Source organism: Paenibacillus sp. MT86 (genome assembly GCF_058792535.1).
In genome coordinates, this window is record NZ_CM179499.1 from 1,903,302 (window position 1) to 1,927,861 (window position 24,560).

The window sequence follows — 24,560 nt, forward strand, 5'->3', positions numbered from 1 at the left end:
GAATGCATGGTGCTGAAATGGTTGACAGGAAACCCCGGCGGCCGATCGAAACGGATTCTATGGAGCGCGGTGCTGCTCCTGATGTGTTTGGCCCCCTTGTTCACGACCCCTTTTCGCCTCGGATTGCTAACGAAATTTTTGGCTTTGGCGATCCTTGCGGTCGGGCTTGACCTGATCTGGGGATACGGCGGCATTCTGAGTCTTGGACATGGCGTGTTCTTCGGGCTGGGCGCTTATGCCATGGCCATGTATCTGAAGCTGGACGCCAGCGGCTCGGCCCTGCCTGATTTTATGGGATGGAGCGGTGTGGCGTCCCTGCCCTGGTTCTGGGAGCCTTTCCGATGGTTCCCGGCGGCCTTGATACTCGGGATGCTGCTGCCGGCCCTGCTGGCGTTGATACTCGGATTCTTTACGTTCCGCAACCGGATCGTCGGCGTGTATTTTACGATTCTGACGCAGGCCCTGGTCATGATCGTGGTTACGCTGTTTGTCGGCAAGCAGGAGTGGACGGGGGGCACGAACGGGCTTACGGGCTACAGCTCCATTTTGGGATTTAACCTGAACGCGCCCTCCACGAAAATAGGATTGTATTTTATTACGCTGGCCGCTTTGGCAGGGGCCTATATTCTATGCAGAAGAATTGTGAACAGCCGCGTGGGCCAGGTGCTGGAAGCGTCGAGGGATGGGGAGAACCGGGTACGGTTTCTGGGATTTGATCCTTCCCGCTACAAAACCTTTGCGTTTGCCGTATCGGGGGGGCTGGCCGGGCTAGCAGGCATGCTGTTTGTCCTTCAGGTCGGCATTATTTCGCCGTCCATGATGGGCATCGTCCCGTCTATTGAAATGGTGCTCTGGGTCGCGCTTGGCGGCAGAGGAACGCTGATCGGAGCCATAATCGGCGCCGTGCTGCTGAACGCGGCCAAGACCGGGATCAGCGAAGCTTATCCCGAAGGGTGGCTGCTGGTATTGGGCGCTTTGTTTGTCATTGTTGTGGTCTTGATGCCGAAAGGATTGACCGGGTTGTGGAGCAAGGCGGCTTCGTCATTATCCAAAAGAGGAGGGACTGTCCATGCAGCCGTACGCAAAGAGAGCTGATGTTTCGGTAGCCGCACATGGGGAGGTCAGGGGCATCGGCATGTCGCCCACCGTGCTGTCCGCGGAAAATATAACGGTGGCCTTTGGCGGGTTTGTAGCGGTGAACGGCATGAATCTGGCGCTTCGCCAGCATGAGCTGCATTTTCTGATCGGCCCGAACGGGGCAGGGAAGACCACGATGCTGGATGTGATCTGCGGAAAGACTAAGCCTGGGGCGGGGCGGGTGCTGCTCGGCGACGGTCTTGAGATTACGAGGAAGCGGGACTATGAAATCGCGGGTCTCGGCGTGGGCCGGAAATTCCAGGCACCGTCGATATTCCCCAACCTGAGCGTCAAGGAAAACCTGGAGCTGACCGTCGATTCGGACCGAAGCGTGCTCCGGGCGCTGAAGGTCAGGAGAAATCGATGCACTACGTTCGAGATGAAGAAGGTGCTGGAATTGATCGGACTTCCCGATCGGCTTCATGTTCGGGCAGGTTCCCTGTCGCATGGAGAGAAGCAGTGGCTGGAGATCGGCATGCTGCTGCTTCAGAAGCCACGGCTTCTGCTGCTGGATGAACCGGTAGCGGGAATGACGGACGAGGAAACGATGAAGACCGGCGAGCTCCTTCAAGGCATCGCTAAGGAATGCTCTGTCGTTGTGGTCGAGCACGATATGGAGTTTGTACGTTCTTTTGCCGCCAAGGTTACCGTCATGCATGAAGGGAAACTGCTGAAGGAAGGGTCCATGCAGGAGATTCAGCGCGATCCGCTGGTGGCCGAGGTTTATCTTGGAAAAAGGAGGGAGGCGAATGCTCAAGCTGCAGGGCATTGAATCGGGTTATGGGGAGAGTGCCGTCCTGCGCGGCGTGTCCATGGTCGTGGACCCCGCAAAGATTGTATGCCTGGTTGGGCGTAACGGAGTCGGGAAAACCACGCTGATGCGAACGATAACCGGGCAATTGAAAATCCGGCAGGGGCGGATGAGCCTTGGCGAGCAGGAGGTTACCGGCTGGGATTCCGTAAAGAGAGCAAGAGGCGGGATCGGGTATGTCCCGCAAGGGCGCGAGATTTTCCCTCAACTCACTGTAAAAGAGAATCTCCTGCTCGGCCTTGAGCCATGCGTGCCTCGTACGAAGGCATTCCCGGAGGATGTGTTAGCCTTGTTTCCGGTACTGCCGCAAATGTATCACCGCCAAGGCGGTGATCTAAGCGGAGGACAGCAGCAGCAGCTTGCTTTCGCGAGGGCGCTTGCCTCCCGGCCCAAGGTGCTGCTGCTCGACGAGCCGACCGAAGGCATCCAGCCTTCCATCGTGGAGGAAATTCAAGACGTCATCCGCGGGATCAAAGCCAAAGGAGAAACGTCGGTCATTCTGGTGGAGCAGAGCATCGAATTCGTCCGAAGCGTGGCCGATTATATCTATGTCATGGATAAAGGTACGATCGTAGCCGAAGGGGTGCAGGATGCCATCGATATAGAGCAGTTCGAGCATTATTTGACGGTCTAAAGAGTTTTCATGAAAGCTGGTTCGCATTTGAAGGTAGACCGTCAATGAGATTTGAATGATAGAGGTTGTCTCTATGGGTTCGTTGTTACCTATAGGGCAGCTCTTTTTTTTATTTTGATCTTGCTATTTTGGAGATGCGGGGGTAGAATGTGAGTAATTCAACTTGTACGTACATTCATTTGATTAACATTCATTTATATGTAAAGGTATGTACAAGTTAGTGAGTAATCATTCGTACAGGAGGCGTTATAATCATGAATTTGAAACCGCATTCTTTTTGGTTTGTCACCGGAAGCCAGCACTTGTATGGTCCCGAAACGCTGGAGCAGGTCGCCGAGCACTCCCGCATCGTGGCAACGGAGTTTGACAAAGATCCTGTATTTACGTACCCCATTGTATTCAAGCCGATCGTAACGACACCCGATGAAATATACAACCTGATTCTTGAGGCTAACAACGATGAGTCCTGCGCAGGCATCATGACGTGGATGCACACGTTCTCCCCGGCCAAAATGTGGATCGCGGGCCTGTCCCAGTTGCAGAAGCCGCTTCTTCATTTCCATACCCAATTCAACCGGGACATTCCTTGGGAAACGATTGATATGGACTTTATGAACCTGAACCAGTCCGCTCACGGCGACCGCGAGTATGGCCATATCGGTGCCCGTCTGGGCATTGCACGCAAGGTCGTCGTGGGCCACTGGGAAGACGGGGAGGTTCGCGGCAGCATCGCCGGCTGGATGCGGACTGCCGCGGCCTATGCCGAAAGCCGCAGGCTGAAGGTAGCCCGCTTCGGCGACAATATGCGTCAGGTAGCGGTAACCGAAGGGGACAAAGTGGAGGCGCAAATCAAGCTTGGCTGGTCCGTGAACGGTTACGGCATCGGCGACCTTGCGCAGTCCATGAACGAAGTCGGCGATGAAGAGGTCAAGGCGCTCCTGAACGAATACGCGGAGTCGTATTCGATTACCAAGGAAGGGCTTAGCGTCGGTCCCGTGCGCGATTCGATCGCGTACCAAGCCCGGATCGAGATTGCGCTTCGCCGTTTCCTCGAGGAAGGCGGCTTCGGCGCATTCACGACGACCTTCGAGGATCTGCACGGAATGAAACAGCTCCCGGGGCTCGCCGTTCAGCGCTTGATGGAGTCCGGTTACGGTTTCGGCGGGGAAGGCGATTGGAAAACAGCGGCCCTGACACGCGTGTTGAAGGTGCTTGCAGACAATAAAAGCACTTCCTTCATGGAGGACTACACCTATCATTTCGAGCCGGGAAATCATATGATTCTCGGATCGCACATGCTGGAGGTATGCCCGACCATCGCGCTGGATAAACCCACGCTTGAGGTTCATCCGCTCGGGATTGGAGGCAAGGGGGATCCGGCACGACTCGTGTTTAACGGTCAAGACGGCCCTGCCGTCAATGCTTCCCTGATTGATCTCGGGCACCGCTTCAGACTGCTGGTGAATGTGGTGGACGGCGTCAAGGTGGAGCAGCCGATGCCGAAGCTGCCGGTAGCCCGCGTGCTGTGGAAGCCGCAGCCATCCCTTCGCGAATCTGCGGAAGCGTGGATTTTGGCCGGCGGCGCGCATCATACCGTTCTCTCTTATGCCATGACGGCCGAACACTTAAGCGATTGGGCGGAGATGGCCGGCATTGAAGCGGTCATTATCGACAAGGATACAACGATACCGCGCATCAAGAACGAGCTCCGCTGGAGCGAAGCCGCATACCGTCTGCGGTAACTGGTTCTGTCGGCATTCGCCTGGCCTGTGTTACAATAGCGAGATAGCTTAGGATTGCAGGGGATCCTAATATAATGAGTGCGTGAGGCTAGAGGTGAATGATGAATAATAGACGGATACCCAAATATATTGTATTAAAAAACGAACTGCTCTCGTGGTTTGAATCCGGCCGGCTTCAAGCAGGCAAACAGGTTCCTTCGGAGCATGAAATCGCGGACCAGTTCGGCGTAAGCCGCCAGACGGTCCGCCAAACCTTCGGCGAGCTGGAGAAGGAAGGCTGGCTCGAACGGATTCAAGGCAAAGGAACCTTTGCCCGCAATCCGGCGCGGCGGGAAAGCGAGCAGGTCAAGACGATCGGCATCATGACGACGTACATCTCGGATTATATTTTCCCGCATATCGTCAGGGGAGCGGAGGCGGAGCTGCGCAGCAAGGGATACCGCCTGCTGCTCTCCAGCACCGACAACAACAAGGAGAAGGAGATGGAGAGCCTTCAGCTCATGACCAGCCAGCCGCTGAGCGGGCTGATTATCGAGCCGACCAAGAGCGCGGAGGGCAATCCGAATCTGACATATTTCCTGTCCCTGCAGGAAAAGGGGATTCCGTTTCTGATGATCAACGAGAAGTATCGGGAACTGGAATGCCCTTGCCTTAAGCTGGACGATGAGCTTGGCGGTTACAAGGCTACGCGGCATTTGATCGAGAACGGCCATTCGGCGATTGCCGGATTCTTCAAGCGGGACGACCTTCAGGGCGTAAACCGGCTGAAGGGCTTCTTGCGGGCGCATCGGGAGGCGGGCATTCCCGTTTTGCCGGAGCGGGTGGTTACGTATACAACGGAACAGAAGGGCCGTTTCCCTTATGAACAGGCCGTCCAATTGCTGAAGCAGCCGATCGGGCAGCGGCCGACGGGATTCGTATGTTATAACGACGAGCTGGCCGTGTCTTTGGCGGAGGCGGCAGGGGAATGCGGGCTGCACATTCCGCAGGACGTGTCCATGGTCGGTTTCGATGATTCCACCCTAGCCGTTGCTTCCGGCGTGAAGCTGACGACGATGACCCACCCGAAGACGGAGATGGGGATCATGGCGGCCAGGCAGTTGATCAGCATGATCGAGCATCATACCGTATTTGAGGATACGGTTTATCAACCGGAGCTTGTGGAGAGAGAATCGGTGGACAAACGATAGAGAATAGGGAGTTTAAGGTCCGATATTTCGGACCCTTGCTTGCCGACTTGTACGTACAACTATATTTTCAAGGCTGGAGAGGAGCGGTTGTTCATGTTGGAGGATTTGAAGCAGCAGGTGCTTGAGGCGAATCTGGAGCTTCCGAAGTACGGGCTCGTTACCTTTACATGGGGAAACGTCAGCGGCATCGACCGTGAACGCGGACTGTTTGTCATTAAGCCGAGCGGCGTGCCGTACGAGGATTTAAAAGCGGACGACATGGTCGTGCTGGATTTGAAGGGGAATGTCGTTGAAGGGGATTTGCGCCCTTCCTCCGACACCCCGACTCATCTGGTGCTGTATCAGAACTTTAAGGAGATCGGCGGGATTGTGCACACCCACTCGCCATGGGGAACGAGCTGGGCTCAGGCGGGTCGGGCGCTGCCTGCTTACGGAACGACGCATGCCGACTATTTTTACGGGGAGATTCCGGTTACGCGGCCCATGACCCGGGAAGAAATCGAAGGGGCCTACGAGCTGGAGACGGGCAATGTCATCGTTGAACGATTCGCGGATCTGGATCCGAACATGGTGCCCGGGGTGCTTGTGCATTCCCATGCGCCGTTCGTGTGGGGCAAGGATGCCCATAATGCCGTGCATAATGCGGTGGTGCTGGAGGAGTGCGCCAAGATTGCAGCCCGGATGCAGCAGATCAATCCCGAAACCGAACCGATGGATCAGACGCTGCTGGATCGCCATTTTTTGCGGAAGCATGGAGTTAATGCTTATTACGGTCAAAAGTAACGCATATATTCATCATTCATGATTTCATCGGTAGGAGGAAATGAGATGGGGAATAAATACACCATTGGTGTCGATTACGGAACGCAGTCCGGACGTGCGGTATTGGTTAATCTGGCGAACGGGCAGGAAGTGGCGGATCATGTAACGCCTTATCGGCACCATGTTATTGATGAGTTTCTGCCGGGTTCCGGAAAGCGGCTGGAGCATGACTGGGCGCTTCAGCATCCGGGGGATTATCTGGAGGTTCTGCAGGTATCGGTGCCTGCCGTCATCCAACAATCCGGCATTGATCCGGCGGATGTGATCGGCATCGGCATCGATTTTACGGCTTGCACCATGCTGCCGGTTGACGAGCTTGGCGAGCCGCTCTGCTTCCATCCGGAGCTGGCCGATCAGCCGCACAGCTGGGTTAAGCTGTGGAAGCATCACGCGGCCCAGCCGGAAGCAGACAAGATCAACGCGATCGCCGCTGAGCGCGGAGAAGCATTCTTGCCCCGTTATGGCGGGAAGATCTCATCCGAATGGATGATAGCCAAAGTCTGGCAGATTCTTGACGAGGCGCCGGCCATCTATGAACGCGCGGATCGGTTCCTGGAGGCCACGGATTGGGTCATCTCCCAAATGACCGGCCATATTGTCCGCAACAGCTGTACGGCTGGTTACAAGGCGATATGGCATAAGCAAGACGGATATCCAAGCAAGGATTACTTTAAAGCGCTGGATCCCAGATTGGAGGATCTGGCCGATACGAAGCTGCGCGGAGAGGTCCGTCCCCTTGGGAGCAGCGCCGGCGGCTTGACCGAGAAGATGGCGGAAATGATGGGCTTAACGCCTGGCATAGCCGTGGCCGTCGGCAACGTTGACGCGCATGCCGCGGTACCGGCGGTCGGCGTCGTAACACCGGGCAAGCTGGTCATGGCCATGGGGACCTCGATCTGCCATATGCTGCTCGGCACGGAAGAGAAGCAGGTCGAAGGGATGTGCGGCGTCGTCGAAGACGGCATCATTCCGGGATTATACGGTTATGAAGCCGGGCAATCGGCGGTGGGCGATATTTTTGAATGGTACGTTGAGGAAGCGCTTCCCGCGTACGTTAAGGAGGCTGCGACCGAGGAAGGAATCGGCGTGCATCAATGGCTGGAACGGGAAGCGGCTGCATACAAACCGGGCCAGAGTGGTCTGCTAGCGCTGGATTGGTGGAACGGCAACCGCTCGGTGCTGGTGGATACGGATCTGACCGGGTTGATGTTAGGGATGACGCTGTTGACGAAGCCGCAGGAAATCTATCGCGCCCTGCTGGAGGCGACGGCTTTCGGCACGCGCAAAATCGTGGACGCCTTTCATGAGAACGGCGTGGCTGTGGATGCTCTCTATGCATGCGGCGGACTGCCGCAAAAGAATCGTCTCCTGATGCAGATTTATGCGGACGTTACCAATCGCGAAATCTATGTGGCTGATTCCAAACAGACGCCGGCGCTTGGTGCCGCGATGTTCGCCGCAGTGGCGGCGGGTCAGGCGAAAGGCGGATATGATTCCATTATCGATGCGGCCGAAAAGATGGCACGGGTGAAGGAAGAGACCTTCAAGCCGATACCGGAGCATGTGGAAGTGTATGAGCAGCTGTATCAGGAATACAGCAAGCTGCATGATTATTTCGGCCGCGGGGAAAACGACGTCATGAAAAGGCTGAAGCGGATTAAGCAGACGGCAGAATAGGCTGGCGGAGCAGCGCAAGACCAGAAGAGGATCGTCCCGCCCTGCATATAGAGGGCGGGACGTCCTTCGAGACAAATATAGACCAGATGCTTGGATCGTCAACATGGGATGGGATGAAAGGGGAGGAGCTGCATGACGGATTATTTGAACGAAGCAAAAGGTTTAATGAGCCGAATGAGGGAAGTCCGGCCGGCGTTCCGCGGACTTGAAACGATGGAGCTGGAGCCCGGCGCTATTTCAGCTGTGCCCGCGTACCTTAAACGGCAGGGCCTCAATTCACCGATCGTGGTGGCCGATGCGAATACGTATGAAGCTGCGGGTCAAACGCTGATGGAGCGGCTGGAAGCGGAAGGTCTGGAACCCCGGCTGTGCTTGATCGAGCCTGATGAGTTAGGCGACGTGGTGGCGGATGAACGCTCACTGATGCAGCTTTTTATCGAGGTGGAGCCAGAGCGGACAGGATGCCTCATCGCTGCCGGATCCGGTACCCTTCATGACATTACCCGCTTTGTCGCTCATCGGTGCGGGAAGCCGTTCGTCTCTGTACCTACGGCACCTTCGGTAGACGGCTTTACTTCGGCCGGCGCGCCGATCGTGGTTCGGGGGATCAAGCAGACCTATGCTGCAACGGCTCCCATCGCCATATTCGCCGACCCGGATATCCTTGCGAAAGCCCCGCAGCCGCTTATAGCGGCGGGGTTTGGCGATATGCTCGGCAAATATACGTCGCTGCTGGATTGGAGATTCTCCTCGACCACGGCCGGCGAGCCCTATGATGGCCAAGTGGCAGAAATCACGGAGCGGGCACTGGAATCTTGCATCCAGCACGTGGAGGCCATCGGCCAGCGCACGGAGGAAGGCATCCGCATTCTGATGACGGCTTTGATTGAATCCGGGATCGCGATGCTGCTGTTCGGGCAGTCCCATCCTGCCTCAGGGGCAGAGCATCATTTGTCGCATTACTGGGAGATGGAGTACTTGCGCCGCGGCAACCGGGCGCTGCTTCATGGCGCCAAGGTAGGGGTAGCCTGCAGCGAGATATCGAGCCTTTACCATGCTGCGGCTGATCAACGAGTGTATCCTTATGCCGAGCCCAAGCTTTGGGAGACGTATAGAGAGCAGGTTCGGGAGTGGCTTCGGAAGGTTCCTTCGAAGGAGGAGATCGCCGGGCTGCTGCGGCAAGCGGGAGGTCCTTCCAGCCTGGAGGAGCTTGGCATTGATGAGGAGCTGTTCGGGGAGAGCCTGCGGGAGGCGCATAAGCTGCGCGACCGTCATACCATCCTGAGGGCACTGAACGAGGCTGACGGGGCAGGACAACCTGTGACTTCATACAGATAGCAAAGCAGAGAGCGGGCCATGTCCGTCCGCCGCCTTAAAGAATGGGCTTGCTGATAAGGTTATAGAAGGTATTCCGTTTTGCTAAAAAAGGCCTCTTCATGATCGAATGATCATAGAGAGGCCTTTTTTGCGTCGTTCCCTTATCCTTCCTTCACATCATACAGCACGCGGGCCAACAGATCTTGACTGTAGTTGCCGAAATGCTTGCCGTAAATGGTTAAGCCGCGTTTATTCACCGACTGCTCGTTAACGGCAATCCTGAAGGTAAGCTCGCTCTTGTAATCGAGCTGTATTTGGTCCAAACCGACATCCGAAATGCGGCACCCGTCGATAAAGCTGCCTTCTTTATTAATTCGGATGAGCTTCAGCATGCCGTATTGGTTCAAGTGGGGAGGCCACCATTCAGGGTTGAAGGTACCGCGTTTGTCCCCGAAATCCCCCGGACTTGTCCAGCTGCCGATTTCGATCCCATTGACGTAAAAGAAAATATCCGACGGGTAATTATCGCAATGTCCCGGTGCTTCAGACCCCAGCTCCAAGGAGAATTGGATCTCGCGGAACGATTGGTTGGATTTCAAATAATTCGGGATCCGATATTCCAGGAAACCTTCGGTCAGCCAAATAATCTCCGAATTGATGCGCTCCGGATCGGCGAAATAGCGCGGATCGTCGAAATCTCCGATGATGCTGTCCTTGGTCGCAAGTCCGCAGGTCGGGATGGCTTGGTAGTCGCTGTAATGGCCGACCCGAATTTCCACCTCGTACAGATTATTAATATCCTTGCTTCGCAAATCGACCATCAAGGTGTCTTTATTCAGATAGCAGATCTTCTGGATGCCATGCTTCCCGCCCGTGGTATGGATTTCGATCAAGCCGCTTTCCTCCAGCTTCTTGATATGCATGGTAATGGCGCCATTGCTGAGGTTCAGCCTGTTTGCGAGATCATTCAGGTTCAGGCTTTGATTCTTGGCCAGCAGCTCCAAAATTTGAATGCGGATCTCGGAGCTGAGCGCTTTGAAGATATCCAGTCCGCTCATTAAATCTTTAATGTAGATCATCTTATTTCAAACCTTCTTCCGATTAAGGGATTTATAAGGATGGGATGTTTGCAAACGTTTATTTCAAATAATTATAAATCAATATGAGCGTGAAATAAAGATGCGTTCAAAATCTTCAGAAAACTTGTGCGTGAAACAATAAAATCGATGCGGAAAACGCTTTTATTTGAGGATTATATTAAATTAGGATTGCGAAAAACAAGTGATTTCGGCTATTCTCGACAGAAATTGCGCTGGTTTTTATCATCATGAAAGTTTATTTTTTATTTATATAAATCATTTTATATTTGTATATTTACAGAGACCCCACCATATGATATTTTAGATCTGAAAACGAATTCATTTAATTTTATTTGAATTGTTTTACAATTATATCAAACGGAAGGTGAAGAACTTGGCAGCTGAGAACATGAAAGCACGAATGATCGTGGATAAGTCGTTTCGGATCGCGCAAGTTGATAACCGCATTTATGGTTCATTCATTGAACACCTAGGCCGCGCAGTATATGGCGGGATTTACGAGCCAGGCCATGAAACCGCGGATGCGGACGGTTTTCGGAATGACGTAAAGGAATTGATCAAGGAGCTGGACGTCCCGATTATCAGGTATCCCGGCGGGAATTTCGTTTCGGGGTATAACTGGGAAGATGGCGTGGGGCCTGTTGCCGAACGGCCAAAACGGCTGGAGCTGGCTTGGAGAACGCTGGAGCCGAACGATGTCGGCACGAATGAGTTTATATCCTGGGCCAAGGAAGTGGGCTCGGATGTCATGATGGCCGTGAACCTGGGGACGCGGGGGATCGATGCCGCCAGAAACTTGCTGGAATACACCAACCATCCGGGAGGCACGTATTGGAGCGATCTACGCCGCCGCCATGGTTATGAACAGCCGCACAAGATCAAGACCTGGTGCCTCGGCAACGAGATGGACGGACCTTGGCAGATCGGACACAAAACGTCCGAAGAGTACGGCCGGCTCGCGCTCGAGACGGCAAAAGCCATGCGGCTCGTCGACCCGACCATCGAGCTGGTTTCCTGCGGAAGCTCGAGCACGGGCATGCCGACATTCCCTGAATGGGAAGCCGTAACGCTGGATCATACGTATGAGGCGGCCGATTACATATCCCTGCATCAATATTACGGCAACCGTAATAACGATACGGCCAATTACCTGGCGCTTACGCTCGATATGGATCACTTTATTCATACAGTGAAATCCACCTGCGATTATATCAAGGCCAAGAAACGCAGCAAAAAGACGATGTATCTGAGCTTCGATGAGTGGAATGTCTGGTATCATTCCAATGACGCCGACAGGCAGATTGATCCATGGAGCATCGCCCCCCCTCAGCTGGAGGATGTGTACAACTTCGAGGATGCGATTCTTGTGGGCAGCATGCTGATCACGTTCCTGCGCCATGCGGACCGGGTCAAGATGGCTTGCCTGGCACAGCTCGTGAACGTGATCGCTCCGATCATGACCGAGAACGGGGGACGTTCTTGGAAACAGACGATCTTTTATCCGTATCTTCATGCTTCCAAATTTGGCCGGGGCGTATCCCTGCTGCCGATCGTCGACTCGCCGAAATACGATTCCAAGGACTTTACCGACGTTCCTTATCTGGACAGCGCGGTCGTTCATAACGAAGAGGATGAAGAAATTACGATTTTTGCCGTGAACCGCCATCTGGAGGAAGCCTTGGAGCTCGAGTGCGATGTTCGCAGTTTTGAAGGTTACCGGCTGCTGGAACATATCGTGCTGGAGCATGAGGATCTGAAAGCGGTGAACACCGCATCCGAGGAAAAAGTAAAGCCTCATCATCAGGGGGGCGCGAAACTCGATAACGGTATGGTTAACGCAAGGCTTGCCAAGGCATCATGGAACGTCATCCGCTTGAAAAAAGCCTAATAACAGCAAGGGGGCGGTCCTCGATGTGGGCTGCCCCGTCTCCCAAACACTCATATCAAATTACACACAATATGAAAGCGCTTTATTTCTGAGGAATAGCAGAAGTACCGATGTTCGAAGTGTAGGTTTGTATGAACGAAAATTAAGGGAGGTCCAGTAAGATGATGAAAAGATGGATGATTGTATTCATGGTGTTATGTATGGCGCTCTTCCTGTGGGGATGCGGCAAATCGAACAATGCCGGCGGCGAAACCTCGGTCCTGGACGGGGGGGCGGGAGAAAGCGCTACGGAGCTGTCGTATTGGACGTTTGTTGAGCTGCACGGCCAGCACTTCGAGAAAATGCTGGGCAAATGGAACACGGAGAACCCCGATCGCCAGATCAAGCTGAACGTAACGGTCATGCCTTATGACGACATGCATAACAAATTATCCATCGCGGTTCAATCGGGGACGGGTGCCCCCGACATTGCGGATATCGAGCTTGGGAAATTTCCGGATTTCCTTGCCGGCACGCCGCAGCTTGAACCGCTCAACGACGTCATTGATCCATACCGGGATACCATCGTGAAATCCCGTATCGACCTTTACAGCAAGGAGGATGTGAATTACGGCATCCCGACCCATGTCGGAGCTTCCGTCGCTTTCTATAATACCGAGATTTTGGAGGAGGCCGGGGTCAATTATCAGGATATCGTGACTTGGGAGGATTTCAAGCAGGCCGGTATCCAGGTGTATGAAAAAACCGGCAAGTATATGGGGACGGCCGATACAAGCGCGGCTTGGCAAGCTTCCATGCTGCTCGCTCAGCAAGGCGCGGATCTGACGGACGATTCCGGCAATCCGATCGTGAATTCGGAGCCGATGGTGAAGGCCATGACGCTGCTCAAGGATCTGCAGGACAGCAATGTCATCGCGACCATCGCCGGCGGTCAGCCTGACACCGAAGAGGCCTACGGCGAGTTTAATGCAGGAAATTATGCCACGGCTTTCATGCCGTTATGGCAAATGTCCAGATATACCAATTACATGTCCGATTTGTCGGGAAAAATAGCCATCGCGCCGATTCCGGTCATCGAAGAAGGAATGCCCCGGTCGGTTGGCGGCGGCGGAACCGGCACGGTCGTGACCAAGACGGCAAAAGACGTGCAGCTGGCAAAAGATTTTCTGGCCTTCGCCAAACTGTCCCTGGATGCCAATAAAGAAATTTGGAACACGCTTGGATTCGATCCGGTCAATATGGACGTCTGGGATATGAAGGATGTTACGCACAATGCCGAGAATCAGTTCGTGAAATATTTCGTCAATAACCCGTTCGATGTCCTGAATGAGATCCGGGATGAAATCCGTTTAATCAAATCGACCTCCGCATCGCCCACCATCAACAACGTCCTGTGCACAACCACCTTCAACGAGATTTTTGAGGACGGCAAGGACATTACCGAAGCCCTGAATGACGCCCAGAAGCAAATCGAACAGGAATTGAAATAACGTTCGCTTATACGGTACAAAAACGAAGAGCTGCTCATGGATCGTCGGTGAGCGGCTCTCATTCAAAGGAGTCGAATCATGATTAAAAAATTTCTGTACTCTCAAAAGGTTGCTCCTTACGTGTTTGTCCTGCCGTTTATTCTGGTATTCCTCGTATTCTGGGTGTTTCCGCTCGGCAGCTCATTCAGCATGAGCTTTCAGAAAACGCAGCTGGGGCAGGAAGCGGATTGGGTCGGCTTGGCTAATTACGGGAAGCTGATGGGGGACGGCGTCTTTTTGAAGGCAGTCACGAACAGCGCGATTTACATGGTGTTGACGCTCCTAATCCTGATTCCGTTTCCGATGCTGTTCGCGGTGCTGATCAACAACAAGTTCATGTGGGGAAGGGAGTTCTTCAAGTCGTCTTTTTTCTTCCCTGCACTGACGTCGGTCGTTGTGGCAGGCACCATCTTCCGGCTCATGTTCGGCGAGATGGAAGGATCCCTGATCAACAGCATCCTGGGGTGGTTCGGGATCGATCCGGTGAAGTTTCTGAAGGGACAGGTCACCGGCTTTATCGCGCTGGTGGCTCTCGCCACTTGGCGGTGGACGGGGGTCAATATGCTATATTTTTTATCGGGACTCAAGAACATTCCGGGTGAATATTACGAGGCGGCATCCATCGACGGTGCCTCGGCCTTCCAGAAGTTTACCAAAATCACGATGCCTTTGTTGAAGCCGACCACGATTTATGTGTTAACGATCAGCATTTATGCGGGGCTTGCCATGTTTATCGAAAGCATGATGCTCTGGAACGGCAACAACTCTCCGAAGAATATCGGCCTCACGATCGTCGGTTACCTGTACCGTCAAGGCATCGAGAAGAACAATTTGGGTTATGCCGCCGCTGTAGGGATCGTGCTGCTGGCAATCACCATGATCATTAACCTGACGCAGCTGAAGCTCTCCGGCATGTTCAAGAAGGAGGATTGAGGATGAGAAGAGAAGCGCTGGTCAAAATAATCCTCTTGATCTTGTTCTCCATACTGTGCTTTCTGATCCTGGTGCCTTTTTATGCCGTCACCATCGCTTCCTTCAAACCCGGCGAGGATTTGATCCGGTATGGCCTGAATTTGAAATTTGATCTGTCGGTGATGAGCCTGGACAATTTCGCCTACCTGTTTACGGGCGATCACTCCTACTTCATGTGGTTTTTTAACTCCTTGCTCCTCACGGTGGTGCAGGTTACATTAACCCTGCTGGTCAGCGCAACCGTTGCCTATGGGTTTGCAGCCTATGATTTCATCGGCAAGAACTTCTTGTTTATCTGCGTGCTTTTGATTATGATGGTTCCTTTTGAAATTCTTCTTCTTCCGTTATACTCCCTGACGTACAATCTGGGCCTCATGAATACGTACTCGGCGATTGTGCTGCCGGGGATCGCAAGCGCGGCCACGATTTTCTTCTTCAGGCAGTATTTAAGAGGGGTTCCAAAAGAAATGATTGCGGCAGGTCGGGTCGACGGGGCCAGCGAATACGGGATCTATGTTCGGTTGATCCTGCCCGTGATGAAGCCGTCCTTTGCAGCCATGGCGATTCTGAACGGCATGAACAGCTGGAACAATTTCCTATGGCCGTTCATGGTGCTCAGCGATGATCGCAAGTACACGCTTCCGATCGGGTTGAAGACGCTGTTGACTCCTTACGGGAACAACTATGATTTATTGATTGTCGGCTCCTTTTTCTCGATCATCCCGATTTTCATCTTGTTCATGGCCTTCCAGAAATATTTCATTGACGGGATGACGGCGGGGGCGGTGAAAGGCTGATCGTTCTGTCGGTATGACCGGTCCTGCCCTTGCTGTCGGCACCTCAAATCCATTATGATACAAGGAAACCTGCGTATTCTGATGAATGAGGTGACATATCGTGCATCCTGTAACAAAGGCTCTACTATGGATTGGCGGCGCTCTGATCGTGATCGGGCTGTTGTGGCCCGTCATCGGCCGATTCGTCGGCCGGCTGCCGGGCGACATCGTCGTGGATAAGCCCAATGTCAAAATTTATTTTCCGATCGTAACCTGCCTCGTCATCAGCGTGGTGGGTTCGTTGATTCTGTTTCTGATCCAGCAGTTTCGCAAGTAGTCGGGATTTCATAAGAAAAACGTCATCGACGTACTTTCTCAGAAGACAGACCGCGGTTAGGGGATGTTTTTCTTGCGATATCAGGAAGGCCTAAGCTTCGGAGTTTATACTTTCTGATATCTAAAAAAACAGGCCGGTTAGGGGAAACCCTTAACCGGCCTGTTTACGTGGAACAGCCGTTTTATTTTTGGATGATGGTGATTTCGGCATTCGGATCCAGGCTAAACACGATGGATTTGAACCTGGGCATTTCCAGAATGTGAACCCGGTAGACCAGCTGCTGCGAATGAGCGGCGTCACCGTGGTTCGCGCCTTCACCCTTGGCATGTGCCGATAGGGGATCATATCCCATGATGGCTTTCATGGTGTGCCGGATTTCCGCTTCGCTGATGCTTAGAATCCGTACCTCCCGTTTAAGAGGAAGGCTTGAAGTCGTAACGCGCCCCGTCTCCAGTGCCATCAGGCACGCGATGGCGGAATACATCGCCCGTTCCCAGCCGAGGAGGAGCCCCGCCAAAGTCAGTACCAACAGATTGATCATGATATGGACGTAGGGCAGCTTCAGCCGGGTCAGCAGCTGCGATAGCTGCTGGGGGATCTTCGGCATCTGGAGCGTATCCAGGACGACGCCGTAACGAAGGCCGATGCCGATGCCGAGACCGAGGAAAATGCCGCCGATGCCTGCGCTCCCGATCTTGCTGTCGATGAGAGCGGGGATCGGAAAGAACAGGATCGAGCATACGGAAAACGTAAGCAGCCCGACGGTTGCGATGACGGCTTTTTCCCGGTTCGACCGGCGATAAGCCAACAGAAGCAAGGGCAGATTTAATGCAAACAAAAACATGCCCGTATGAAGTCCCGTCAGATGCGAAGCGAGCGCAGAGATTCCCGTTACGCCGCCCGCGATGATTCCGCTAGGAACAAGAAATAAATCCAAACCGAACGCTGCGATCAGGCCTCCGATGGCAGCCATGCTCAGTCTTCTTCGTGTACTTGCCTTGCTTGCGGCCTCTTGTGCACCGTTCGTTGTCCGAACCGGGGCTTGAACCATAGGCAATGTACCCTCCTTTATCCGCTGGCACTTTCATCCTTTAGCTTCGGTTTAACCGGTTTCTTCTCCTTATGATCTTTAAATTTAAATATTTTGTTCAAGAAGTTATAGACGTGCTTGGACTCCTTGGTCAGCAGCGGTCCGAGTATGGCGAGTATCAGTACATACAGGGCCGCGAACGGTTGAATGAAGGTTGCAAGCCCGCCGGCTTTCCCCATATTGGCGAGAATGATGGAAAACTCCCCGCGGGATACAATCGTCAGACCGATATTGGAGGATGCTTTCGAAGACAATCCGGCGCTGCGGCCGGCAAGCATGCCTGCAATGAAGTTGCCAAGAAGCGTGATGATCACGGCGATCAGCGATAACCACACAGCTCCGCCAAGCTCGGACGGTACTATCGTTAAACCGAAGCTAAAGAAGAATATGGCTCCAAAGAAATCGCGGAATGGTAATATCAAATGCTCAATGCGTTCACGATGCTCGGTCTCGGCCAGAACAAGCCCGACGAGCAGCGCGCCGATGGCCTCGGCAACATGAATCGTTTCAGCGAATCCTGCGAGCAGGAACAACGCGCCGAATACGACCAAGGCAAACAATTCGTTAGACCGTATATTCAATGCTTTATTCAGAAGCGGTACGGCTTTACGCCCGATAATAATGACTAGCAGCATAAATCCAAGAGCGATCACGGCAGATATCAGGACGCCGCCCAGCGACGAGGAGCCGCTCAATACGAGCCCGGAAAGAATCGAGATATATACAGCGAGGAATACGTCCTCAAACATGATGATCCCGAGGATCATCTCGGTCTCCGGATTCGCCGTTCTTCTCAAGTCGACCAGCACCTTGGCTACGATAGCGCTCGAGGAGATGGTCGTTATGCCTGCGACAATGAGCGTCTCCGCCAAGGGAAATCCGGCAAAGATCCCGATCATCAGTCCAAGCGTAAAGTTAATGGCAATGTAGATGCTGCCACCTACAACGATGGACTTGCCCGATTTGATCAATCGTCCGACCGAGAACTCGAGTCCGAGATAGAACAGAAGGAAGAGTACGCCGATCCGCCCCATAAAGTCGATGAGCGGAGCACTTTCTATAAAACGAAAATCGAAAGATCCAAAATGAAAAGCATGAGGCCCAACCGCCATCCCCACCAGAATATAGAAAGGGACGACGGAAAACCGGAGTTTAGCTGATAGCAACCCCGCCAGGGCGATCAAGGCAATCGCCAATCCTACTTCTAAAACCAAATGATCCATTCATCAACCACGTCCGTTCATCAAGATTTGTTTAAATAGCCGCTGTTGTTGACGTTCACCTACGACGACGAGCGTCGAATCCGGTGTAATGATAACGTCAGGCCCGGGATTGATTTGTTTGCTGTTTTTGTCAACTCTTGCAATGATGGTTGCGCCTGAGGCTTGGCGTACGCCCAGATCGCCAATCGATTTACCTGCCCCGTAATAGTGGGGCTCGATGCGGTACCACTCGATGATCAATTCATCCAGCGCCATGTCGATCGTTTCGAGCGCCTTCGGTTTATACGTGAGACCGCCGACGATGGCCGCAATTTGACGGGCCTCGTCATCGTCCAGGGAAATCATGGAGATGCTTTCGTCCGGATCGTCGTATTCATAATGATACATTTCACGGCGGCCGTCGTCATGAATGATGATGACCAGTTTATCGCCACCGCGGGTATCAATTACGAATTTCTTACCGATTCCAGGCAAATCTGTTTCGCGAACATGCATAGATTAGAGTCCTCCTAAGAAAATACACTTTTTAGTTGTTTTGCACACCGATCACACGGATATCAAAAATACACGCAGCCAAATAAAACAATCCATTCACGATGAAATTGCACAGTCTTTAATAAACCCTAATGCACAGGTCAATCCGCACAGGCTGTTTATGTTGTTGCATGGGAAAAGAAAAATTGGAAAATTTAAGAAACCGCAGTCAGTTGGAATGCGAAAAAGTGTGGAGGACTATACGAACTTCGATGTGTATTTAATGGGGAATAATACTAAAAGCCGGAGTCGAAGCGGAATAATCGGCCGATAGGGCAGACGTGTTTTGGGAGCCTGCTGCATCACAATGGCCGACATCAATAAGAACAGCGCTATGGTATTGCCGGCTGCCTTAAGTTTGGAGAGAATTTGAGAGTGTTTCAGAACAGCCGCTTTCAGATGATGGTCATGCTTGTAAACATACCGCTCATCTTGGGTTTCGTTGCTGTAATACTCCTGGACGGGAATGTATAGGGCAAATGCCGTAACCAGAACAAGCACCAGCATCCATGCAATTCTTGCCGTTTTTAAGAAACAGTTCACGGTTACTCCCCCCTTCGTCCCAAGCTTCTATGTTAATCATAACATAAAAATAATCGTTCTCAAAATGAGAACGATAAATTATTTTCGAACACTTTTACAGATCGATTCAATTTTTTACATTATATAGAAGCGATGCTTCTTCTATTTTTTGCGAAGCTTATCATAGTTTTCCGTATCGGGCCCGATATCGGCTTTCGCTTGATCCTTGTCTTCCAAAACGCCGAGGACAAGATCGTCGAGTTTATCGGTTGCGGCCTGATCCGGCCGGTCGGGCTCGGGAATCGGGTCCACGCCGGGAAATTGATCGTCAAATTCAGGTTTCTGTTTGCTCATTGGGCTCTCATTCCTTTCTGGCAATATTGTGGCACAAAAGGATCTTTTATATGTAACGAATAAACGCGGGAGATGAAAGTGAAACAATGCAGGAACGTCGGCCTGGTAACAATTCATAACAATTCACCTTCTATATAATGTAACCCTATATATCAATCAGCTATATAAGAATATGCTAGAATAGTAGAGGAATATTATACCAGGGGGTTATTTAGGCATGAAGAAAAAATGGATAGGCTGCACCCTTGCTTTATTGCTTGTATCCGGCTCTATCGTATCTGCGCATCCGGGACGAACGGATGCCAACGGAGGGCATACCTGCCGAACCAATTGCGAACGCTGGGGTCTGTCATATGGCGAGTATCATTATCATAACGGCGGCGGGAGCTCTTCCGGAAGCAAGTCGTCCCCATCCGCGCCTAAGTCGAAATCATCGCAAAAGAGCACGGCTAAGCCTGCAGCGCCGAAGCCCGCGGCTCCTGCTTATGCTAAGTCCGGCCTTAAAGTTTACGTCAACGGCAGCGTGGTAAAATTTGATAGCGAGCCATTGGTGTATAACAACATCAATCTGGTGCCGCTGAGGGAAATTGCCGAGGGCATGGGGGCTAAGGTCAACTGGAATCGCGATGCGGCCAGCATCGGCGTGCAGAGAGGCAATCATAAAATCACGCTCACGATCGGAAGCAAAACCGTTTTCTATAATGGCAAATCGGAAACCGTTGCGGTCGCTCCCAAAGTGATGGACGGCGTGACGTATGTTCCCATTCAGGTGTTCGCACGGGGGCTGGGCGCTGGCGTGAACTATACCGAGCATGATAAAATTCTGAGAATATCGTTTAAGGAATAAAATAAACACGGGTTCCATTTTGCGAACAGAGAGGGGAAGAGTTTGCTTTGAGTTTTTTTGATAAATTTAAAGCCGGTGTATCGGACGCCGGAAACAAAGCGAAAACGCTGGTGGAGATCAATCGCTTAAAGCTGCAGAACAACGGCAAAAAAAGCGATATCGACGAACAGCTCCTGGAAATCGGCAAGGTTGTATTCGCTTCAACCGAAGCAGGGAAGTGGCCGCCTGATCAGGAGAGCATCCAAAGCTACGTGGCCAAGATTCATCAATTGAATTTCGAAATCGAGCAAAATCTGCTCCAGATTGCCAACCTTACGGATGAAAAAATATGCCGGGGGTGCGGGAACAGTTCAGCCGTGAATGCCAAATTTTGCGCCCACTGCGGCCGTACGTTCGAAGTGATTCAAGTTCAAACGGAAGAGCAGCGCAAAGAGGTTCCGCTGCTGGAGGATGGCGGCGACCAAGAGGAGCCGAAATAGAAGCTGTTTGCTTCATGAATAGCCGTACCCTGGTTCGGGAATGACCAGGGTCGGCTTTTTCTTTTTGTCCGGGGTGAAGGAAGCAGCGCTTGATTAGGAGAATGATTATTAAGGTGATCTTACTCACGACATCATCGTTATATAGTAATATTAGCTTACTAGCTGGAGGGAGTGAGGACATATGCCGAAGAACAAGGCCTGTAATGATGAATTTAGTCAACATGGGGATCGAGGGGTGTCAAGGCTGCTTAAAGGTAACGTTCTATTGCTTCCCGTATGCGTAATTTTGATGCTCTTTGCTGCCGGGTGCAACGGCCCGGGGTCTTCGGAGGAGGAGAATCCGCCGGAGAACCTCCCCAAGGGCGCATCCATCAACATCGTCATTTCCAGTCTGGGGATGACGTTCCCTGCAGGAATGGACGAGAATGACAATCCGTACCTGAATTACATCGAAGAGCGTACGGGGCTCGAGATCGGAGTCAATCTTCCTCCGCCCGAGGTATACAACGAGAAGCTCGACGTCATTATGTCCTCAGGCAATTTGCCGGATATGCTCCATACGTACGAGCCGGTGTGGTTCGACAATTACGTCAAGCAGAAGGCATTTATGCCGCTGGATGAATTAATCGACGAGTACGGCCCCCACCTGAAAGAAAAAATTCCGCCGGAGGTCTGGGATCGGGTCCGATACGGCGGTAAAATCTATGCGGTTCCGAGCTTGAATGAGGTGACTGGAGCCGAATTGATGTATGTCCGGAAGGACTGGCTCGATCGGCTCGGCTTACAGCCGCCCGAAACGCTGGAGGAATATTACGAAGTCATTCGTGCCTTCACCCTGGATGATCCTGACGGCAATGGCGTCCAGGATACGATCGGTTTAACCTTGACCTCGAGCCTGGGAAGGTCCTCGCCGTTTTTCGGCGCTTTCGGCACGCAGCGAAATACGTGGTTTGAACGGGACGGGCAGCTGGTGAACGGAAGCATTCTGCCGGAAACGAAGGAAGCCCTCGCCTTTTTTAACAAGCTGTATCAGGAGAATCTGCTCGATCGGGAATTTCCTTTAAACCTGCAAAACAATCTGTTCGAAAAAATAGAAAACGGCACGGTCGGCCTGTTCTCCGCGGCTTGGTACGATACGCGCGGACCGATTGCGGCCAATATGAGCAAGGACCCCGAGGCCGAATGGATGCCGCTTCCGTATCCGACGGGACCGGACGGATTTAAAGGCGTTGAAGGGAAGGACATCATACGAGGTTATAACGTCATACCGGCCGAATCGGAGAAGGCTGCCGAAGTGATCCGGTTTCTGGACTTCGTTGCCAGCGACTACAAGACGCTTAAACTCGGCTTCGAGAACGAAATCTGGCGCTGGGAGGACGGGGCGATCGTTACGGACTTCGCGCTGCACGACAAGCATTTATACCGCGGCATTTACCAGTCCCTTGTCGACGTGCCGGATCAATTGCTGTTCAAGGAACGGCTTGATTCGCTCGGGGACTTCAATCTGTACAACAATCTGCAGCTGATCAATCAGCATATTATTCCGAATGCATTCTACGGAGTTCCTACCCCCGGGATGACGAAATACAACACGAAGCTTAAAAATCTGGAGGATGTGTTCACGAAAATCATCATGGGGCTTGAGCCGCTGGACGCATTCGACGACTATGTGAAGACCTGGAAGGAAGAAGGGGGAGATGAAATCACGAAGGAAGTGAATGAATGGTACTCCAAACAATAATGCTGGCAGCCAAGAGCGCGGGGGACCGAGTGATCGACTTGTTTCGCTGGATCCGGGATCGGTTTTCGCAGAACATTCAAGCCCGTTTGACCGGTTATTTTCTGCTGATCCTGCTGCCGTTGGTCATTATCAGCCTCTTCGCAGTTGAACGGTCCCGGGATATTCTCTACGAACAGGCGGTCGAGCGGACAGAGATGGCGCTTTCGTCGGCGATGAACCATTTTGATCTGGCGCTGCAAAACGTGGAGGAGATATCGACCCTGATTGCAAGCGACCCTGGAATGAATGAGCTGCTGAACAAAAACAGCACGAACTTCTCCCCTCAATCGATCGTGGATTTCTCCGATATATTGGAACAATTATTGAATTCCGTTTCGGTGAACCGGTTCGTATCCCAAATTTCGGTGTATCATCAGGCGTCCAATAGGATTATCTCTACCAATTACGGCGTCAAAGAGCTGACGGGCGAGACGCAGCAAGAATGGCTGGTCGAAGCTGCCCGGAGGAACGGGACGGGGATTTCCTACGTCATGTCGGAATCCCCAGTGGCGGAGGGCATTACGTTTGGCAAGATGACGAATACGGACAGCGTCTCCTTAATTCGGGCCATGGACCTGTACAACAGCGAGCGGCAGTCGAATCTCCTTGTGGTGTCCTTTAACAAGAGCAAGCTGTTAAATATCATCAAGACGCTGCTACCCTCTGAAAATAGCCGTATCGCCCTATTGAACGAAAAGGGAGAAGTGGTGGTGGAGACCGGCAGAATGTACGAGGATAACATTTCCGACAAGGATATGACCGTAGCGATTGACTCGGATTACTCCGCATGGCGCCTCGCGTTGGTTCAGCCGAAAAGCGAGCTGTACGAAGAGACCGATCAGCTGCGCCTGTTCACGGTTGCGATCATCGGGCTGAGCATCCTGCTGGCCATTATCATTTCATGGGTGGTGTACAGCGGGATTGCCTCGCCTGTTTTGAAATTGTCGCGCGGGATGAAGCGGCTCAGCAGCGGAGAGCTGAACATTCATGTCGACACCAAGCGGAAGGACGAATTCGGTTTTCTCATCCAGTCGTTTAACAAAATGGCCGTCGTGCAGAAGCATCTGATCGAGGATCATTACGAGCAGCAGCTGCGATTGACGACAACGGAGCTGAAGTTCCTGCAATCCCAGATCAATCCGCATTTTCTGTATAACACCCTCGATTCGATTTATTGGACGGCCAAAAACTACGATGCGGATGAGATCAGCGAGATGGTGATGAACCTGTCGAAGTTTTTCCGGTTGAGCCTGAACAAGGGCAGGCAGGTGTTTACGATTGAGGAGAGCATTACCCACCTGCACTACTATCTACGAATCCAGCAGCTTCGTTTCATGGACAATTTCACCGTGGATTATCAAATTTCGGAAGAGAGCAAGGGGGTTCCGATTCTCAAGCTCCTGCTTCAGCCTTTGGTGGAAAATGCCATCATTCACGGCATGGAGGGCAAATCCTCCGGAGGGAACCTGGTCATCTCCAGCCGGATTGAAAAAGGGCATACGATGGTTATCAGCGTACAGGATAACGGGCCCGGGATCAGCGAAGAACGGCTGCGCTACATCCAGCATGAGCTGGAGATGATGGGTTCGCGCAGCGTGCCCGCGTCTTCCCAGGATGAAGAGCATGTGAAGGATCTGTTCGGTCTTCGGAACGTGCTTGGCCGAATGAAGCTGTATTATGGCAGAGAAGCGGATCTGACGGTACACAGCGTGGCAGGGGAAGGCACCACCGTCACGATTTCCATCCCGCTGGATCGCTGCAAGGAATTTAACCTGAAGCAGACACTTATATAGAGATGC

Annotated in this window: 23 protein-coding genes; 17 read left to right on the plus strand and 6 right to left on the minus strand. The window is 52.6% G+C overall.

Annotation, left to right across the window (positions count from 1 at the left end; translation table 11 throughout):
• Positions 1 to 6 precede the first annotated feature (6 nt).
• The 8 genes from urtC (at position 7) to AC3RCL_RS08255 (ending at position 9,351) form a co-directional block, all read left to right on the plus strand.
• Positions 7 to 1,095 (plus strand): urea ABC transporter permease subunit UrtC, encoded by a 1,089-nt coding sequence (gene urtC, locus AC3RCL_RS08220; protein WP_492535149.1) that lies wholly within the window; start codon positions 7 to 9, stop codon positions 1,093 to 1,095.
• A complete protein-coding gene (urtD, locus tag AC3RCL_RS08225) occupies positions 1,070 to 1,909 on the plus strand; it encodes an urea ABC transporter ATP-binding protein UrtD (protein ID WP_096772969.1) in 840 nt (279 codons plus the stop codon). Before urtC ends, urtD begins: the two co-directional genes overlap by 26 nt.
• Positions 1,887 to 2,582: an urea ABC transporter ATP-binding subunit UrtE gene (gene urtE / locus AC3RCL_RS08230; protein ID WP_213577337.1), complete on the plus strand. Its 696-nt coding sequence runs from the start codon at positions 1,887 to 1,889 to the stop codon at positions 2,580 to 2,582. Before urtD ends, urtE begins: the two co-directional genes overlap by 23 nt.
• Before the next feature lie 254 nt (positions 2,583 to 2,836).
• Positions 2,837 to 4,324, plus strand: coding sequence for an L-arabinose isomerase (gene araA / locus AC3RCL_RS08235; RefSeq protein WP_492535150.1), 1,488 nt, complete (start codon positions 2,837 to 2,839; stop codon positions 4,322 to 4,324).
• A gap of 101 nt (positions 4,325 to 4,425) precedes the next feature.
• Entirely contained in the window at positions 4,426 to 5,514 is a 1,089-nt protein-coding gene (locus AC3RCL_RS08240) for a GntR family transcriptional regulator (protein ID WP_492536297.1), read from the plus strand.
• Between the two features lie 93 nt (positions 5,515 to 5,607).
• Positions 5,608 to 6,297: an L-ribulose-5-phosphate 4-epimerase gene (gene araD / locus AC3RCL_RS08245; RefSeq protein WP_096772973.1), complete on the plus strand. Its 690-nt coding sequence runs from the start codon at positions 5,608 to 5,610 to the stop codon at positions 6,295 to 6,297.
• A gap of 45 nt (positions 6,298 to 6,342) precedes the next feature.
• Entirely contained in the window at positions 6,343 to 8,013 is a 1,671-nt protein-coding gene (locus AC3RCL_RS08250; RefSeq protein ID WP_096772974.1) for a ribulokinase, read from the plus strand.
• Positions 8,014 to 8,145: 132 nt separating this feature from the next.
• Positions 8,146 to 9,351: a sn-glycerol-1-phosphate dehydrogenase gene (locus tag AC3RCL_RS08255; RefSeq protein WP_492535152.1), complete on the plus strand. Its 1,206-nt coding sequence runs from the start codon at positions 8,146 to 8,148 to the stop codon at positions 9,349 to 9,351.
• Between the two features lie 140 nt (positions 9,352 to 9,491).
• Here AC3RCL_RS08255 and AC3RCL_RS08260 read toward each other — a convergent pair whose 3' ends face one another.
• Positions 9,492 to 10,409, minus strand: coding sequence for an ArsR/SmtB family transcription factor (locus tag AC3RCL_RS08260; protein WP_009590874.1), 918 nt, complete (start codon positions 10,407 to 10,409; stop codon positions 9,492 to 9,494).
• Between the two features lie 409 nt (positions 10,410 to 10,818).
• On the opposite strand from AC3RCL_RS08260, the gene arfA reads away from it, so the two are divergent.
• The 5 genes from arfA (at position 10,819) to AC3RCL_RS08285 (ending at position 15,932) form a co-directional block, all read left to right on the plus strand.
• Positions 10,819 to 12,318: an arabinosylfuranosidase ArfA gene (gene arfA, locus AC3RCL_RS08265; RefSeq protein WP_492536299.1), complete on the plus strand. Its 1,500-nt coding sequence runs from the start codon at positions 10,819 to 10,821 to the stop codon at positions 12,316 to 12,318.
• A 161-nt stretch (positions 12,319 to 12,479) separates the two neighbouring features.
• On the plus strand, positions 12,480 to 13,808 hold the full coding sequence (locus AC3RCL_RS08270; RefSeq protein ID WP_492535153.1) for an ABC transporter substrate-binding protein: 1,329 nt from the start codon (positions 12,480 to 12,482) through the stop codon (positions 13,806 to 13,808).
• Between the two features lie 78 nt (positions 13,809 to 13,886).
• Entirely contained in the window at positions 13,887 to 14,780 is an 894-nt protein-coding gene (locus AC3RCL_RS08275; protein ID WP_036666213.1) for a carbohydrate ABC transporter permease, read from the plus strand.
• A gap of 2 nt (positions 14,781 to 14,782) precedes the next feature.
• Positions 14,783 to 15,616, plus strand: coding sequence for a carbohydrate ABC transporter permease (locus tag AC3RCL_RS08280; protein ID WP_492535155.1), 834 nt, complete (start codon positions 14,783 to 14,785; stop codon positions 15,614 to 15,616).
• A 100-nt stretch (positions 15,617 to 15,716) separates the two neighbouring features.
• Positions 15,717 to 15,932: a DUF2905 domain-containing protein gene (locus AC3RCL_RS08285; RefSeq protein ID WP_009591958.1), complete on the plus strand. Its 216-nt coding sequence runs from the start codon at positions 15,717 to 15,719 to the stop codon at positions 15,930 to 15,932.
• Between the two features lie 181 nt (positions 15,933 to 16,113).
• Here the strand turns inward: AC3RCL_RS08285 and AC3RCL_RS08290 are convergent, their stop codons facing one another.
• From AC3RCL_RS08290 to AC3RCL_RS08310, 5 genes are all read right to left on the minus strand, one after another.
• A complete protein-coding gene (locus AC3RCL_RS08290; RefSeq protein WP_096772977.1) occupies positions 16,114 to 16,983 on the minus strand; it encodes a YitT family protein in 870 nt (289 codons plus the stop codon).
• A 17-nt stretch (positions 16,984 to 17,000) separates the two neighbouring features.
• A complete protein-coding gene (locus AC3RCL_RS08295) occupies positions 17,001 to 18,245 on the minus strand; it encodes a cation:proton antiporter (RefSeq protein ID WP_096772978.1) in 1,245 nt (414 codons plus the stop codon).
• A gap of 3 nt (positions 18,246 to 18,248) precedes the next feature.
• Complete coding sequence (locus AC3RCL_RS08300; protein WP_009591954.1) at positions 18,249 to 18,740, minus strand: cation:proton antiporter regulatory subunit; 492 nt, start codon at positions 18,738 to 18,740, stop codon at positions 18,249 to 18,251.
• Positions 18,741 to 18,977: 237 nt separating this feature from the next.
• A complete protein-coding gene (locus tag AC3RCL_RS08305; RefSeq protein ID WP_015734106.1) occupies positions 18,978 to 19,322 on the minus strand; it encodes a hypothetical protein in 345 nt (114 codons plus the stop codon).
• Positions 19,323 to 19,463: 141 nt separating this feature from the next.
• Positions 19,464 to 19,655, minus strand: coding sequence for a hypothetical protein (locus tag AC3RCL_RS08310; RefSeq protein WP_492535156.1), 192 nt, complete (start codon positions 19,653 to 19,655; stop codon positions 19,464 to 19,466).
• 217 nt (positions 19,656 to 19,872) lie between these two features.
• Here AC3RCL_RS08310 and AC3RCL_RS08315 point away from each other — a divergent pair, with 217 nt between their 5' ends.
• The 4 genes from AC3RCL_RS08315 (at position 19,873) to AC3RCL_RS08330 (ending at position 24,554) form a co-directional block, all read left to right on the plus strand.
• Positions 19,873 to 20,502 (plus strand): stalk domain-containing protein, encoded by a 630-nt coding sequence (locus AC3RCL_RS08315; protein WP_452519782.1) that lies wholly within the window; start codon positions 19,873 to 19,875, stop codon positions 20,500 to 20,502.
• Positions 20,503 to 20,549: 47 nt separating this feature from the next.
• Entirely contained in the window at positions 20,550 to 20,981 is a 432-nt protein-coding gene (locus tag AC3RCL_RS08320; RefSeq protein ID WP_452519784.1) for a zinc ribbon domain-containing protein, read from the plus strand.
• A 181-nt stretch (positions 20,982 to 21,162) separates the two neighbouring features.
• Positions 21,163 to 22,722, plus strand: a complete 1,560-nt coding sequence (locus AC3RCL_RS08325; RefSeq protein WP_492535158.1) for an extracellular solute-binding protein — start codon at positions 21,163 to 21,165, stop codon at positions 22,720 to 22,722.
• Positions 22,704 to 24,554 (plus strand): sensor histidine kinase, encoded by a 1,851-nt coding sequence (locus AC3RCL_RS08330; RefSeq protein WP_492535160.1) that lies wholly within the window; start codon positions 22,704 to 22,706, stop codon positions 24,552 to 24,554. The genes AC3RCL_RS08325 and AC3RCL_RS08330 overlap by 19 nt, the downstream gene beginning before the upstream one ends.
• Positions 24,555 to 24,560 lie beyond the last annotated feature (6 nt).

Bases quoted from the DNA above. Each gene is read 5' to 3' on its own strand.
- AC3RCL_RS08255 (WP_492535152.1), top strand. From the start codon at position 8,146: ATGACGGATTATTTGAACGAAGCAAAAGGTTTAATGAGCCGAATGAGG.
- urtC (WP_492535149.1), top strand. From the start codon at position 7: ATGGTGCTGAAATGGTTGACAGGAAACCCCGGCGGCCGATCGAAACGG.
- AC3RCL_RS08315 (WP_452519782.1), top strand. From the start codon at position 19,873: ATGAAGAAAAAATGGATAGGCTGCACCCTTGCTTTATTGCTTGTATCC.
- AC3RCL_RS08240 (WP_492536297.1), top strand. From the start codon at position 4,426: ATGAATAATAGACGGATACCCAAATATATTGTATTAAAAAACGAACTG.
- urtD (WP_096772969.1), top strand. From the start codon at position 1,070: ATGCAGCCGTACGCAAAGAGAGCTGATGTTTCGGTAGCCGCACATGGG.
- araA (WP_492535150.1), top strand. From the start codon at position 2,837: ATGAATTTGAAACCGCATTCTTTTTGGTTTGTCACCGGAAGCCAGCAC.
- AC3RCL_RS08275 (WP_036666213.1), top strand. From the start codon at position 13,887: ATGATTAAAAAATTTCTGTACTCTCAAAAGGTTGCTCCTTACGTGTTT.
- AC3RCL_RS08260 (WP_009590874.1), bottom strand. From the start codon at position 10,409: ATGATCTACATTAAAGATTTAATGAGCGGACTGGATATCTTCAAAGCG.
- AC3RCL_RS08330 (WP_492535160.1), top strand. From the start codon at position 22,704: ATGGTACTCCAAACAATAATGCTGGCAGCCAAGAGCGCGGGGGACCGA.
- AC3RCL_RS08325 (WP_492535158.1), top strand. From the start codon at position 21,163: ATGCCGAAGAACAAGGCCTGTAATGATGAATTTAGTCAACATGGGGAT.
- araD (WP_096772973.1), top strand. From the start codon at position 5,608: ATGTTGGAGGATTTGAAGCAGCAGGTGCTTGAGGCGAATCTGGAGCTT.
- arfA (WP_492536299.1), top strand. From the start codon at position 10,819: ATGAAAGCACGAATGATCGTGGATAAGTCGTTTCGGATCGCGCAAGTT.
- AC3RCL_RS08295 (WP_096772978.1), bottom strand. From the start codon at position 18,245: ATGGATCATTTGGTTTTAGAAGTAGGATTGGCGATTGCCTTGATCGCC.
- AC3RCL_RS08290 (WP_096772977.1), bottom strand. From the start codon at position 16,983: ATGGTTCAAGCCCCGGTTCGGACAACGAACGGTGCACAAGAGGCCGCA.
- AC3RCL_RS08300 (WP_009591954.1), bottom strand. From the start codon at position 18,740: ATGCATGTTCGCGAAACAGATTTGCCTGGAATCGGTAAGAAATTCGTA.
- AC3RCL_RS08270 (WP_492535153.1), top strand. From the start codon at position 12,480: ATGATGAAAAGATGGATGATTGTATTCATGGTGTTATGTATGGCGCTC.
- AC3RCL_RS08250 (WP_096772974.1), top strand. From the start codon at position 6,343: ATGGGGAATAAATACACCATTGGTGTCGATTACGGAACGCAGTCCGGA.
- urtE (WP_213577337.1), top strand. From the start codon at position 1,887: ATGCTCAAGCTGCAGGGCATTGAATCGGGTTATGGGGAGAGTGCCGTC.
- AC3RCL_RS08310 (WP_492535156.1), bottom strand. From the start codon at position 19,655: ATGAGCAAACAGAAACCTGAATTTGACGATCAATTTCCCGGCGTGGAC.
- AC3RCL_RS08280 (WP_492535155.1), top strand. From the start codon at position 14,783: ATGAGAAGAGAAGCGCTGGTCAAAATAATCCTCTTGATCTTGTTCTCC.